14 protein-coding genes are annotated in these 13,716 nt (G+C 75.1%); 11 read left to right on the forward strand and 3 right to left on the reverse strand.

What is annotated here, in order from left to right:
• Positions 1-62: 62 nt before the first annotated feature.
• The 4 genes from ACIRS1_RS19210 to ACIRS1_RS19225 all read left to right on the forward strand — a co-directional run bounded on the left by ACIRS1_RS19210 (position 63) and on the right by ACIRS1_RS19225 (position 2,146).
• Entirely contained in the window at positions 63-458 is a 396-nt protein-coding gene (locus ACIRS1_RS19210; RefSeq protein WP_360219939.1) for a hypothetical protein, read from the forward strand.
• A complete protein-coding gene (locus tag ACIRS1_RS19215) occupies positions 455-865 on the forward strand; it encodes a hypothetical protein (protein ID WP_360219937.1) in 411 nt (136 codons plus the stop codon). Before ACIRS1_RS19210 ends, ACIRS1_RS19215 begins: the two co-directional genes overlap by 4 nt.
• Before the next feature lie 48 nt (positions 866-913).
• Positions 914-1,645: an MBL fold metallo-hydrolase gene (locus tag ACIRS1_RS19220; protein WP_402841159.1), complete on the forward strand. Its 732-nt coding sequence runs from the start codon at positions 914-916 to the stop codon at positions 1,643-1,645.
• Between the two features lie 102 nt (positions 1,646-1,747).
• A complete protein-coding gene (locus ACIRS1_RS19225) occupies positions 1,748-2,146 on the forward strand; it encodes a hypothetical protein (RefSeq protein ID WP_402841162.1) in 399 nt (132 codons plus the stop codon).
• A gap of 21 nt (positions 2,147-2,167) precedes the next feature.
• Here ACIRS1_RS19225 and ACIRS1_RS19230 read toward each other — a convergent pair whose 3' ends face one another.
• The 3 genes from ACIRS1_RS19230 to ACIRS1_RS19240 form a co-directional block, all read right to left on the reverse strand.
• Positions 2,168-3,346 (reverse strand): AI-2E family transporter, encoded by a 1,179-nt coding sequence (locus ACIRS1_RS19230; RefSeq protein WP_402841165.1) that lies wholly within the window; start codon positions 3,344-3,346, stop codon positions 2,168-2,170.
• A 317-nt stretch (positions 3,347-3,663) separates the two neighbouring features.
• Complete coding sequence (locus tag ACIRS1_RS19235; RefSeq protein WP_402841167.1) at positions 3,664-3,861, reverse strand: hypothetical protein; 198 nt, start codon at positions 3,859-3,861, stop codon at positions 3,664-3,666.
• 56 nt (positions 3,862-3,917) lie between these two features.
• Positions 3,918-4,091 carry a CsbD family protein gene (locus tag ACIRS1_RS19240; protein ID WP_402841170.1) on the reverse strand — a complete coding sequence of 58 codons (174 nt, stop codon included), beginning with the start codon at positions 4,089-4,091 and terminating at the stop codon, positions 3,918-3,920.
• A gap of 215 nt (positions 4,092-4,306) precedes the next feature.
• Here ACIRS1_RS19240 and ACIRS1_RS19245 point away from each other — a divergent pair, with 215 nt between their 5' ends.
• The 7 genes from ACIRS1_RS19245 (at position 4,307) to ACIRS1_RS19275 (ending at position 13,642) form a co-directional block, all read left to right on the forward strand.
• Complete coding sequence (locus ACIRS1_RS19245) at positions 4,307-4,729, forward strand: STAS domain-containing protein (RefSeq protein ID WP_402841173.1); 423 nt, start codon at positions 4,307-4,309, stop codon at positions 4,727-4,729.
• Between the two features lie 10 nt (positions 4,730-4,739).
• Positions 4,740-5,225, forward strand: coding sequence for an ATP-binding protein (locus ACIRS1_RS19250; protein WP_402841175.1), 486 nt, complete (start codon positions 4,740-4,742; stop codon positions 5,223-5,225).
• 94 nt (positions 5,226-5,319) lie between these two features.
• Positions 5,320-5,685 (forward strand): STAS domain-containing protein, encoded by a 366-nt coding sequence (locus ACIRS1_RS19255; protein ID WP_402841177.1) that lies wholly within the window; start codon positions 5,320-5,322, stop codon positions 5,683-5,685.
• A 183-nt stretch (positions 5,686-5,868) separates the two neighbouring features.
• Positions 5,869-9,975 (forward strand): HAMP domain-containing protein, encoded by a 4,107-nt coding sequence (locus ACIRS1_RS19260; RefSeq protein WP_402841179.1) that lies wholly within the window; start codon positions 5,869-5,871, stop codon positions 9,973-9,975.
• Positions 9,972-12,236, forward strand: coding sequence for a SpoIIE family protein phosphatase (locus ACIRS1_RS19265; protein WP_402841181.1), 2,265 nt, complete (start codon positions 9,972-9,974; stop codon positions 12,234-12,236). Before ACIRS1_RS19260 ends, ACIRS1_RS19265 begins: the two co-directional genes overlap by 4 nt.
• Positions 12,237-12,339: 103 nt before the next feature.
• On the forward strand, positions 12,340-12,702 hold the full coding sequence (locus ACIRS1_RS19270; RefSeq protein WP_360223180.1) for a hypothetical protein: 363 nt from the start codon (positions 12,340-12,342) through the stop codon (positions 12,700-12,702).
• A gap of 145 nt (positions 12,703-12,847) precedes the next feature.
• Positions 12,848-13,642: a metal-dependent hydrolase gene (locus ACIRS1_RS19275; protein WP_360223183.1), complete on the forward strand. Its 795-nt coding sequence runs from the start codon at positions 12,848-12,850 to the stop codon at positions 13,640-13,642.
• Positions 13,643-13,716 lie beyond the last annotated feature (74 nt).

Below are 13,716 nucleotides of genomic sequence, written 5' to 3' on the forward strand. Positions count from 1 at the left end.
CACACCGTGCCGTCCGATCTCACGCCTGTCGGTCGAAGGCGCCGTACGACGGATGTACGGCCGTGAGACCGAGGCAGGACACCATGCCGCGCACCAGCAAGACCGAGGCCGAGCTCCGGGTCGACGAGCCGGTCATCGAGGGCCGCTACGCCGAGATCGGCCCGTACACCGTCGGCTACGAGACCGTGAAGCAGGACCTGGACCCGGCGCCGCTCTTCCGCGGCCTGCCCGACGACCGCTGCCAGTGCCCGCACTGGGGCCAGGTGCTCACCGGCCGGATCGTGTTCCGCTACGCGGACCACGACGAGGTCTTCCGCGCCGGGGACAGCTACTACGGCGCCCCCGGCCACCTCCCGCTGCTGTTCGCCGGCACCGAGACCGTCGAGTTCAGCCCCACCGCCGAACTCGGCCGCACGATGGCCGTCATCGGCCGCAACCTGGAGGAGGCGGCGGCATGACCACCGACCAGGCCCGCGCCGAGGAACTGGCCGGCCTCTTCGTCCGGTTCCTGGAGACCAACACCGCGCCCGACGGCCTCTTCACCGACGACGTCCTCGTCGACCTCAGCCTGCCGCAGTGGCGGCTGCAGGCCTCCGGCCCGGACGCGCTGGTCGCGCTGCGCCGGCGCAGCCACCCCGCCCTCGGCCGCGTCCCGCGCCACCGCGTCGACGCGACCGGGACCGGGCTGGTGGTGGAGTTCGAGGAGCGCTGGACGGACGACCAGGGCCACTGGTACTGCCGGGAGATGATGCGTGCCGACGTCCGCGACGGCCGGATCGACGAGCTCTCCGTCTACTGCACCGGCGACTGGGCCCCGGACGTCCAGTCCGCGCACGCCCGCGAGGTGACCCTGCTGCGGCCGTGAACCGGAAACCGGGCCCACCGCCCCGCCCGGACGTGAGAGCATCGGCCGGTGCGAGCACTGACTGTCCTGGGGACGTGCGGGGCGTGGCCCGAGGCCGGCCGGGCCGCCAGCGGCTTCCTGCTGGAGTACGACGGGTTCCGGCTGGTCCTCGACCTCGGCTACGCGACCTTCCCCCGGCTGCTGGAGCACTGCCCCGACGGCCGGGTGGACGCCGTCGTCGTCACCCACGAGCACCCCGACCACTGCGCCGATCTCAGCGCGCTGTGCCGGGCCCGCTACTTCGCGCTGCAGCGCGGTCCGCGGGTGCCGCTGTACTGCCCGCCCGGGGTCGTGGCACGCGTCCAGGCGATGGAGCCGACCGAGGACCTGCACGAGGTGTTCGACGTGCACCCCCTCCCGGCCGCGCACCGGGTGGGGCCGCTGCGTCTGGACGCCGAGCCGCTGCCGCACCACGTCCTGCACGCGGGCGTCCGGCTGACGGCTCCGGGCCTGACCCTCGCCTACAGCGGCGACGCCGGACCGGGCCCGGCGCTGGAGCGGCTGGCGGCCGGAGCGGACCTGTTCGTCGCCGGCGCGACCCTGCAGGGCGGGCCGGCCGCGGACCCGTACCTGATGAGCGCCGCGGACGCCGGGTCCTGGGCCGGGCGGTGCGGCGTCGACCGCCTGCTGCTCACCCACTTCTGGCCCGGGGCCGACCGGGCACGGTCGATCGCCGAGGCGCGCGAGGCCTTCCCGGGCGAGGTGACCGCGGCCGAGGAGGGCATGACCATCCCGCTGTGACGCCGGACCGGGTCGCGTGCCCGGTCCCTCTCCAGGGGAGAATCGTCCCCTGCCCTGCCCTGCCCTGCTCAGCCCAGCCCACGAATCGACGGGTGACCTCAGATGACCGGAGAACGCACCGAGCCCCCCGCCGCGGGCGGCGCCCCCGTCCCCAAGCTGCTCTGCGACACCAGGGCGCTCGCGGCGCTCGACCCGGCACCGGCGGGGGCGCTGTGGCGGCTGGCCGAGCCCGGCCGGCAGCTGGACGCCAACCTCGTCCACGTCCCGCCGGGCGGCCGCATCGACACCCACACCGAACCGGACCTCGACGTCCTCGTCCTGGTCGTCGCCGGTGACGCCACCCTGCAGGCGGGCCCGGACCGGCAGCCGCTCACCGAGGGCGGCCTGTTCTGGCTGCCGCACGGCTCCACCCGCAGCCTCACCGCGGGCGACCGGGGCGTCTCCTACCTCACGGTGCACCGCCGCCGCCCGGGCCTGCAGATCCGGCACCAGGACCGCTGACCCGGGCCGCGGTGCCCCCGATCAGCGCCGGCCGGGGTGCGGCTTCCCCGCCGGTGGTGGGGCCCGGGGTGGTGCGGCCGGGCTGCCGTCGCGCAGCTCGCTGATCACGGCCCAGGCCACCGAGACCACGGGCACCGCCACGACCGCGCCCAGCACCCCGGCCAGGACGGCGCCGCCGGTGACGGACAGGGCCACCGCCACGGGGTGGATCCGGACCGACCAGCCCAGTACCAGGGGGTGCAGCAGGTGGCCCTCGATCTGGCCGATCACCACGATCAGTCCGAGCACCAGCAGGGCGACCACCGGCCCGCGCACGGCCAGGGCGACCAGCGAGGCGATGGCCAGCGCGATCGGCGATCCGATCAGGGGGACGAGCGCGGCGACGAACTCCAGCACCGTCAACGGCAGCACCAGCGGGACGCCGAGCACCGACAGGGCGATGCCGACCAGTACGGCGTTGGTCGACGCGACGATCAGCACGCCCCGGGTGTACCCGGCGAAGGTCTGCCAGCCGACCCGCCCCGCCCGGCTCCACACCGACCGTGCCCCGGCGGGTAGTTGGCGCTCCGCCCAGCCCCACATCCGGTCGCCGGAGTGCAGGAAGAACACCGAGCAGAACAGGCCGAGGGCGGCCGTGGTGACCAGTTCGACGACCCGGCCGGCACTGCTGATCGCGGTGCTGATCAGCGTGGACCGGTGCTCGGAGAGGAACTCGCCGAGCTTGGACCGGAAGTCGGTGACGGTGCCCGGACGGACGTGGAACGGCGCGCCGCTCAACGAGTGGTCGAGCCGGGCCAGGCCACCGTGCAGCTCCTCGCCCAGCCGGCTCCACTCGCCCGCCACCGTCGTGCCGACCAGCGTGAGCACCCCCAGGACCAGCGCGATCGCGGTCAGGAAGGACACCAGCACGGCGAGCGCGCGCGGCATCAGCCGGGCCAGCAGATCGACCAGCGGCCGTAGCACGGAGGTGATCACCAGCGCCAGGAACAGGGCGACGACCGGGAGTTGGAGCTCACCCAGGACCTGCACCACGAGGTAGCCGGTGATGCCGAACAGGAGCAGCCGCCAGGTGTAGGCGGCCGCCGTCCGCAGCCCGGGCGGGACGGTGGCGCGGGGCGGGGCCGGCCGGGGCCGGGGCGCGGGCACGCGGGGCCGCCGCCCGGCGGCCGGCCGGGGCGGTCGGTGGCCGGTGTCGCGCACGGGCCGCCTCCCTGGGGTCGTCGTCTCGGTCGTGTGGCGGGGCCGCCCGGTCGGGCGGCGGCCGTGCCCCCGGCGGCCCACCGCCGGGAGCCCCGGGGGGAGCAGGGCGCCGTGGGCACCGGCCGTCACCGCATCGACGGTCCGACCGTGCTGCCGCTCCCGCCCCTGCCGCTCCCGGGCGGCCGGCCCGCCGGTGCGGCGGGCGGCCCCCAGGTCTACCGCCCGGCGCGCGGCCGCGTCCCGGAGGCGACGCCGCCGCGCGCCGGATCACCGTGCCGGACCACCCGTTCGCCGGAGTGCGCCGGGCGGTGCTGTGATCATCTGTCCGGAGGCCCCGGGCGGCCGGACCGGCCGTGCGGTCGCGGCTCCTCGACCGGGTCGGTCACCTCGTACTCAGGGCCGTCCTCCGGCCCCTTGCGCTTCTCCTGCTCGGGTGGAAGCCTGCCGCCCTCCCCGGTCATCCGGGACTCGGGCGTCTCCACCCGCACCGGGGGGTCCTGCGAGCTGTCGTCCACGTCTCTCGCCTCCTCGGGCCGCGCAGGCCGCCGCGGGGCGGCCGCCCGGCGCCTGGTCAGTGCCGGCCGGCGTCCTTGATCTTCTCGGCGGCCTGCTTGAGGTCGCTCTTCGCCTGCTCGGCGTGGCCCTTCGCCTCGATCGAGCGGTCCCCGGTGGCCCGCCCGGTGACCTCCTTGACCTTGCCCTTGGCCTTGTCGGCGGCATTGCGCAGCTTGTCGTCGGTACCCACGACGGGGCTCCTCTCGTCTCGCGGTCAGGGCGGTGCCCGCCCGGGGCCGCGTGTGCCCGGACTCCGGTGTTCCATGCACGGCTGTTCCATGCACGGCGCACGCCTCGGCGCGGGCGCCGGACGGGTGGACGCCGTCCGTCCGCGCATCCCGGGGCCGTGCGCGGCATGATGGTCGGGACGGCACGCCGCCGCCGCAACCCGACCAGGAGCCCGCCATGCCACGGTCAGCCGAACCGCCCGGTGCGGGCGCGGAGGAGCAGGGCCCCGGTGGGCTGCGGGTCACGGCGCGGCGGGAGGGCCCGGTCCGGGTGGTCTCCGTCCAGGGCGAGCTGGACCGCGACACGGCGGACACCCTGCGCGCGGCGCTCGCCGGGCCCGGGGAGGAGGACGAGCGGCGGATCGTCGTCGACCTCGCCGGTCTGCGGTTCTGCGACTCGACCGGGCTGAACCTGCTGCTCCGTGCGCGTCAGGACACCGAGGCGGACGGGGTGCGTCTTGAGCTGGCAGGTGCGCGCGGGGTGGTGGCCAGGCTGTTCGAGATCACCGGGGCCGACACCGTCCTGCGCATCCACCCGGACCTCGACGCCGCGCTGGGCACGGCCGGCCCGGCGTCCGAGTCCGTCGCCGACCCGACGTGAGGAGGCCGGTGTGACACGTGCCGCGGACGGGCTCCCGCACGATCCCGGACGGACGCCGGGTGCCGAGCGGATCAGGCGGCTGGTCCTGGACGGGGCCGACGGGGCGGTGGCGCGCTGCCGCGAGTTCAGCCTCTCGGCCCTGGTCACGTGGCACTGGCTGCCGGCGCTCGACGACGAGCGGCAGGCCGTGACGGAGGACGTCCTGCTGATGGTCTCGGAACTGGTCACCAACGCGTGCCTGCACGCAGGGGGGCCGCGGGAGCTGCGGCTGCGCTGGGACGGCGAGCGGCTGCGGGTGGAGGTCGTCGACGCCAGCCCGGTGCCGCCGAGGCTGCAGCCGCTCATCGACCCTGGCCGGCCCGGCGGCCACGGGCTGCGGGTGGTGGACCGCCTGGCCCGGTCCTGGGGATCGCTGCCCGAGGGCGCGGGGAAGGCGGTCTGGCTGGAGGTGCCGTCGCCGCTGGGCCGCCCGGCCGACGGGGCCCACCGGGCCTGAGACCCCCGCGGCGTTTCCGGTTCCCCGCAGCGGATACCCGTGGGGCGGGGAGCCGTCGCCGTGGACGGCCCGGGAAAGGAAGGGGGCCGCCGCCATGACGCGCCGACCCAGGGCCGCGCAGCCCGTACCGGAGACGCTCGGGTTCACCGCGGTCGCCCGCCCGTGGGACCGCGGCACCGTCCTCACCCTCGTGGGCGAGCTGGACCTCGACACGGCCGGCGCCCTGACCGTGGCCCTGGACGCCGTCCTGGCCGTCCCCGGCACCGTGGTCGTGCTCGACTGCGCGGGCCTGGAGTTCTGCGACTCCAGCGGTCTCAACGTGATGCTCCGCGCCCACAAGCGGGCGGTGGCCGGGGGCGGCCGGGTCGAGCTCGCCGGCCCGCGGCCGATGGTGCTCAGGATGCTCGAACTGACCGGTGCCACCCACGCGCTCCCGGTCCGCGACTCGGTGCCGGAGTGAGCGGCCGGCCGCCACGGCCCGGGCCCGCACCACGACCCGGACCAGGCCGGGCGGCGCCCTGCTCGTACGCCCGTGCGGCGCCCGCCGGTGGCAGAGTGGGAGCAGGGCGGCGCCCGCCGCCCCCACGAGCCGTAGCCCGCCCGTCGGCGCTGGGGCCGTGCGTCCGTGCGGGACGGTGACAGGATGGACGAGCAGCCGGCGCCCGGTGCGCGGCCCGCCGACCCGGCCGGACAGGCCCTGCGGCAGCTGCTGGCCGGGCTGACCGCCGTGCGCGACGGCGACTTCGGGACGAGGCTCACGCCCGACCAGCCCGGGGTGCTGGGGGAGATCGCCACGGTCTTCAACGGCATGGCCGACCAGCTGTCCCGGGTGACCTCGGAGGTCACCCGGGTGGCCCGGGAGGTCGGCACCGACGGGCGCCTCGGCGGCCAGGCGCAGGTGCCGGGCGCGGCCGGTACCTGGGCGGACCTCACCGACTCGGTGAACGCGATGGCCGGCAACCTCACCTGGCAGGTCCGCAACATCGCCCAGGTGACCACGGCGGTCGCCGAGGGCGACCTGACGCAGAAGATCGAGGTCGACGCCCGGGGCGAGATCCTGGAGCTGAAGAACACCGTCAACACGATGGTCGACCAGCTCTCGGCCTTCGCGGACGAGGTGACGAGAGTGGCGCGGGAGGTGGGCACCGAAGGCATCCTCGGCGGCCAGGCCGACGTCAAGGGCGTCGCCGGGACGTGGCGCGACCTCACCGACTCGGTGAACTTCATGGCCGGCAACCTGACCGGCCAGGTCCGGGCGATCGCCCAGGTGGCCACCGCCGTCGCCGAGGGGGACCTGACCCAGAAGATCACCGTGACGGCCCGGGGCGAGATCCTGGAGCTGAAGACCACCATCAACACGATGGTCGACCAGCTGGGTTCCTTCGGCGCCGAGGTGACCAGGGTGGCCCGGGAGGTCGGCACCGAGGGCCGGCTCGGCGGCCAGGCCGACGTCCGGGACGTCTCCGGCACCTGGCGGGACCTCACCGAGTCCGTGAACGTCATGGCCGACAACCTCACCGCCCAGGTGCGCGCGATCGCCGAGGTGACCACCGCCGTCGCCGAGGGCGACCTGAGCCAGAAGATCCGGGTGGACGCCCGGGGCGAGATCCTGGAGCTCAAGGAGACCATCAACACGATGGTCGACCAGCTGTCCGCGTTCGCCGACGAGGTGACCAGGGTCGCCCGCGAGGTGGGCACGGCCGGCAACCTCGGTGGCCAGGCCACCGTCCGGGGCGTCTCCGGCACCTGGAAGGACCTCACCGACAACGTCAACGTGATGGCTTCCAACCTCACCGGCCAGGTCAGGTCGATGTCCGACGTGGCGACGGCCGTGGCGCGCGGAGACCTCTCCCGGAAGATCACCGTGGAGTCCCAGGGCGAGGTCGCCGCCCTGGCGGACGCGATCAACACCATGGTGGACACGCTGTCGGTGTTCGCCGACGAGGTGACCAGGGTCGCCCGCGAGGTCGGCACCGAGGGCATCCTCGGCGGCCAGGCCCGCGTTCCCAACGTCGCGGGGACGTGGAAGGACCTCACCGACAACGTCAACTTCATGGCGCACAACCTGACCAGCCAGGTCCGCAACATCGCCCAGGTGACCACGGCGGTGGCCAAGGGCGACCTCACCCGCAAGATCGACGTGGACGCGCGGGGGGAGATCCTGGAGCTGAAGACCACCGTCAACACGATGGTCGACCAGCTGGGCTCCTTCGCCGCCGAGGTGACCAGGGTGGCCCGGGAGGTCGGCAGCGAGGGACGTCTGGGCGGGCAGGCCCGGGTCGAGGGCGTCTCGGGCACCTGGAAGCGGCTCACCGAGAACGTCAACGAGCTGGCCGGCAACCTCACCCGGCAGGTCCGCGCGATCGCCGCGGTCACCAGCGCCGTCGCCGCCGGGGACCTTACCCGGTCCGTCACCGTGGACGCCTCCGGCGAGGTCGCCGACCTCAAGGACAACATCAACGCCATGGTCGGCTCCCTGCGCGAGACCACCCTGGCCAACCAGGAACAGGACTGGTTGAACACCAACCTCGCCCGCTTCGCGGCCGCCCTCCAGGGGCGCCGGGACGTCCGCTCCGTGGCCGAGATGATCACCGACGAGCTCACTCCGCTGGTGGGTGCCCAGTACGGGGCCTTCTTCCTCGCCGAGGAGGGCCCGGACGGCCCCGAACTCGCCCTGATCAGCGCCTACGGCCGGCCGACGGAAGGACTGCCCGACGAGCGGTTGCGGCTCGGCGAGACCCTGGTCGGCCAGGCCGCCCGCACCCGGCGCACCGTGGCCGTGGACGACCTGCCACCCGGCTACGCGACCATCTCCTCCGGCGCCGGGGCGGCCGACGCCCGGGCCGTCCTGATCCTGCCGATCGCCCTGGAGGAGTGGCTGCTCGGTGTGCTGGAGTTCGCCTCCGTCCACCCGTTCACCGAGGTCCACCGGGACTTCCTGGAGCAGTTCGCCGAGGCGTGCGGCGTCAACATCGGCACCTTGCTCGCCAACGCCCGCACCGACGAACTGCTCGGCGAGTCCCAGCGGCTCACCGCCGAACTCCAGGCCCGCTCGGAGGAGTTGCAGGAGGGGCAGGAGGAGCTGCGGCGCTCCAACGCGGAACTGGAGGAGAAGGCGGCGCTGCTCGCGGAACGCAACCGCGACATCGAGGCCAAGAACCTGGAGATCGAACAGGCCCGGCAGGAACTCGAGGAGCGCGCCCGCCAGTTGAGCCTCACCTCGATGTACAAGTCGGAGTTCCTGGCCAACATGAGCCACGAGCTGCGCACCCCGCTGAACAGCCTGCTCATCCTCGCCCAGCTGCTCGCCCAGAACGCCGCCGGCAACCTCACCCCCAAGCAGGTCGAGTACGCGGGTGTCATCCACTCGGCCGGCGCCGACCTGCTCCAGCTCATCAACGACATCCTCGACCTGTCCAAGGTCGAGGCCGGCAAGATGGAGCTGAGCCCCGAGCCCTTCGCCGTGCACGAGCTGCTGGACTACGTGGAGTCCACCTTCCGGCCGCTCGCCGACCAGAAGGGCCTCGGCTTCGAGGTCACCGTCGACGAAGCCGTGCCGGAACGACTCGTCACCGACCAGGCCCGGCTGCGCCAGGTGCTGCGCAACCTGCTCTCCAACGCCGTCAAGTTCACCGACACCGGCCGGGTCGAGCTGAGGCTCGAACCCGTCCGCGCCCCCGACCTCCCGGCCGAGCTCGGCCACCTGGCCGCGGCCGTCGCCTTCCACGTCGAGGACACCGGCATCGGCATCGCCCCGGGCCACCTGGACGCCATCTTCGGCGCCTTCCAGCAGGCCGACGGCACCACCAGCCGGCGCTACGGAGGCACCGGCCTGGGCCTGTCGATCAGCCGGGAGCTGGCCCGGCTGCTCGGCGGCACCATCGTCGTCCGGTCCAGGGCCGGCGAGGGCAGCCGCTTCACCCTCTACCTCGCGACCGGGGAGCCGGCCGAACCCCGCGCCGACCGGCGGCACGTCCTCGTCGTCGAACCCGAACCGCCCGGTCTGCTCACCATGATCGCCCGGGCCGCCGTCCGGTCCGCGGGGCCCTCGGCGGGGCCGGTCGAGGTCCGCGCCGCAGGGGACGAGGCCGCCCTGCGCTCCGCCCTGGTCCAGGGCCACTACCGCTGCGCCGTCCTCGACCTCGACCACTCCGGGGACCTCGCTCCGGTACTGCTGTCGGCCCTGGACGGCGACACCCCGGTGCTGGGCCACCAGGGTGACGGCACCGCCCGCTCCGGCACGGCGACCGCCGGCGGCTTCGAACTCCCCGGTGGCCTGGACGCGTTGCGCGGGCGGCTGGTCGAGCTGATCGGCGGCGCCCCGCAGGCCGTCGAGGCCGCAGTGCCCGCGCCCGAGCCACCGCAAGGGCCCCTGACGGGCCGGACCGTCCTGATCGTCGACGACGACGTGCGCAACGTGTTCGCGCTGACCGCCGCCCTCGAACAGCGCGGCCTGGACGTCCTGCACGCCGCCGACGGCGGCGGCGCGCTCGACCTGCTGCACGCCCACCCCGAGACCGCCCTGGTCCTGATGGACGTGATGATGCCCGGCATGGACGGCTACGCCGCGATCGGTGCCATCCGGGCCGACGAACGCTTCGCCCGGCTGCCGGTCATCGTCGTCACCGCCAAGGCGATGCCGGGCGACCGGGACCGCAGCCTCGCCGCCGGCGCGGACGACCACGTCACCAAGCCCGTGGACATCGGCAGCCTCCTCGACCGGATGCGGCACGTGCTGGACCTGCCATGAGCCCGGGACCGGACCCAGAGGACGGCACCGCCCGGGCGCTGGCCGGGACTGTCCGCCGACTTCAGCGCACCGTCGAGCGGATGCGGGCGGAGGAACGCTCCCGGGCGGTCGTCGACCTGGCGACCGGCATCCTGTCCGAACGGCTCGGCCTGTCGCTCGGCGAGTCGGCCGCCCATCTCGGCCGGCTCGCCGAGGAGTCGGGCGTCCCCGTCGCTGCGCTGGCCGCCGACGTCGCGGGCCTGCCCGCGCCCGACCACCCGGGCGAGGCCGGCGGCGAGCCCGTGGCCGCTCCCGGGCCGGGCGCATCCGTCGGCGGGGAGCGTTCCGAGCTGCAGCACGCCGTCGAAGCCGTCCTCGACCAGACCGGCGGGCCGCTCGGCGTGCGCGCCGTGGCCGTCTGGCAGTGTCTCGCCGACGGTGCGCTCGCCCTCGCCGCCCAGGCCGGACTGCCCACCGCGGAGGCGGCCGCCTGGGCCCGCGTCCCACCGGGCGTCCCCACCCCCGCGCAGCGGGCCGTCGGCCTGGGGCGGGACCTGTGGCCCGGCACCTCGGAGACGGCGGGCCCCTCGGTCGGGCCCGGATCCGTCCGGGCCGTCCTTCCTCTGATGGAGCGGGGCCGCCGCCGGGGAGCCCTGGAAGTGCTCTGGCCGCCCCCGGCGCCCGGCCTCGGCAGCGCCGAGCGCCGCCAGTTGCGGGCCCTGGCCGACCTGTGCGCCACCCTCCTCGACGGCCCCGCGGAGCCGCCCGCCGACGACGACCGGGGCGCGGTACCGGACGGTCTGCTCACCCCGGCCCTGCTGCTGGCACCGGTCCTGCGGGGCGGCCGGGTCGCCGACTTCGCGATCCTGCGCGTCAACGACCTCTTCCACGACCCGCTCGGCCGCCCGCGCGCGGAGGTGGAGGGCTCCTCGTTGCTGGAGGCCTACCCCGTCGCCGCCGCCACCGGACTCTTCGCGCACCTGCTGCGCTGCCACGAGAGCGGCGCCGCGCAGCCCGCGACGCTGCTGGAGCTGGAGTTCCAGCGCGGCGCGGACCCCCTGCCGAGCACCGTCCGGCTCGGTGTCGCCCCGCTCGGGGACCGGCTGCTGCTCAGCTGGCAGCCGGGCCCGGCGCGGGCCGGTGCGCCGCAGCAGGCCGACCTGCTGCGCCAGGCCCAACGGCTGGCCCGGGTCGCCGGGTTCGAGGAACCGGCCGGCACCGGCCGGATCAGCTGGAGCGAGGGCCTGCACGAGCTGTTCGGGCTGCCGCCGGAGGCGGCGCCGGTACCGCTGGCCCACCTCGGGCGGCACGCCTACCCCGACGACGAACCGGCCATCCGCCGGCTGGTGGACACCGTCCGGCACCGCCACCGCAGCGCCTCCGCCGTCTTCCGGCTGGTCCGTCCGGACGGCGCGCAGCGCTACACCAGGGTCATCGCCGAGCCCGTGCTGGACGCGGACGGCCGCCTCGCCGCCGTCCGGGGCGCCTACCACGACGTGTCCGCGCAGCACTGGACGGAGGTCGCGCTCGGCGCGACCCGGGAGCGGCTCGCCGACTCCGAGCAGGAGTCCGCCGAGCGCGCCGAACTGGCCCTGCGGCTCCAGCAGGCCATCCTGCCCACCGTCCCGCCGGCGCTGGGCCCGGGCGGCCTGCGGGCGGCCGTGCGCTACCGCCCGGCCGCCAAGAAGGACCGGGTCGGTGGCGACTGGTACGACGTCATGCCGCTGCCCGACGGACGGGTGCTGCTCGCGGTCGGGGACGTCGCCGGCCACGGCGTGGGGGCGGCCACCGGCATGGTCGCCCTGCGGCACGCGCTGCGCGCCCTGGCCGTCACCGGGGCCGGGCCGGGCCGGATGCTGGAGTGGGCCAACACCGTCGCGCTGGGCGAGCCCGGGCAGGTCACCGCGACCGCCGTCTGCGTCCTGCTCGACCCGGCGGGCGGTGGCCTGCACTGGGCCCGGGCCGGTCACCTGCCCCCGATCCGGCTGGGCGCCGCGGGCGCCGAGGTCCTGCCGCTGCCGCACGGCGTGCTGCTCGGGGCCCTGGAGGACGCGGCCTACGAGGAGCACAGCGCCCGGCTCGACCCGGGGGACGTCCTGCTGCTCTACACCGACGGCCTGGTCGAGCGCCGGGACCGGCCGGTCGAGGAGTCCGTCGACCAACTGATCCGGGCGGCCGGAGCGCCCGGGCCGGACCTGGAGGGCTTCCTCGACCGGTTGCTGGAGCTCAGCCCATCCGACACCGACGACGACACCTGCCTGGTCGCCGTCCGGAGGGACTGAGACCGGCCGGACGCGCCGGCCCCCCGGACCGGACGGGGCGTCGGTGCAGGGCGTCCGAGCTGGCCGTATGCTGTCCGCCACCACTGAAGAGGGGGAGGACACCATGGGTTGGCTGTGGGCGGTGATCCCGGCCGTCATGATCGGCGGAGGCTGGGTCGTCGAGAACGTGCGGGGTGCGCTGAAGACGCGTCACGAGCGCACGATGGAACGGCTGCAGGCGGAGGACAAGCGCAGGCTCGCACTGGAGGCCGCGCACCGGCCGCCGGAGCCGGTCTGCGGCTGTACGCACCACCTGGCCAAGCACGACAAGCAGGGGCGGTGCCACGAGGTCGTCGAGGCGCCGACCGCCTGGGACGCCGAGCGGCGTCCGCTGCAGTTCGAGGCGCGCGACTGCAACTGCCAGCAGTACGTGGGGCCGGAGCCGCTGGGCACGGTGTTCGCGCCGGAGATCGTCGCTCCCGAGTGAGGCCGCCCCCGGGAGGGGCGAACCCTGGTCCCGGCCCCGCCCGGGGCGGGACCGGGCGGCGGTACGAATGATGATCTTGTACGGATATGCTGGGAAACCGTCAGGTCCTCGTCGGGGGCGTGGATACGAGGGCGGGAGCCAGATCATGATGGGACCGGCGCATTCACTGTCGGGGGCGGCGGCGTGGCTCGGAGCCGGGGCGGTCGCCGCGGGGCTGGGGGAGCCGATGCCCTGGCCGGTGCTGCTGGTCGGTGCGCTGATCTGCGCGGGCGCCGCGCTCGCGCCGGACCTCGACCACAAGGCCGCCACGATATCCCGGGCCTTCGGTCCGGTCTCGCGCTCGCTGTGCGAGGTGATCGACAAGCTCTCGTACGCGGCCTACAAGGCCACCCGCAAGAAGGGTGATCCGCGCCGCTCGGGCGGGCACCGCACACTGACCCACACCTGGCTGTGGGCGGCGCTCTGCGGGGCCGGCGCGTCCGCGGTGGCCGTATTCGGCGGCCGGTGGGGCGTGCTCGCGGTGCTCTTCGTGCACATGGTGCTGGCGATCGAGGGGCTGCTCTGGCGCCACGCCAGGGTCTCCAGCGACGTGCTGGTCTGGCTGCTCGGCGCGACCAGCGCCTGGATGCTCGCCGACGTGCTCGACGAGCCCGGCAACGGTGCCGGGTGGCTGTTCGACCAGCCCGGGCAGCAGTACCTGTGGATCGGTCTGCCGGTCGCGCTCGGCGCCCTGGTGCACTGCCTGGGTGACGCGCTGACCGTCTCGGGCTGCCCGGTGTTCTGGCCCATCCCGATCGGGCGCAAGCGCTGGTACCCGGTCGGCCCGCCCAAGGGCATGCGGTTCCGGGCCGGCAGCTGGGTCGAGATCAAGGTCCTCACCCCGGTTTTCATGGGCGCCGGCGGGGTCTGCGCCCTGGGTGCGCTCGGCTTCTTCGGCTGAGCCGGCGGACGGGGCCCGCCCGCGCGCCCGCCGGACGTGCCCCGTCCGAGGGGGCGTCAGCGCGGCGGGCTCCG

This window comes from Kitasatospora sp. NPDC101176, assembly GCF_044768035.1.
GTDB lineage: Bacteria > Actinomycetota > Actinomycetes > Streptomycetales > Streptomycetaceae > Kitasatospora.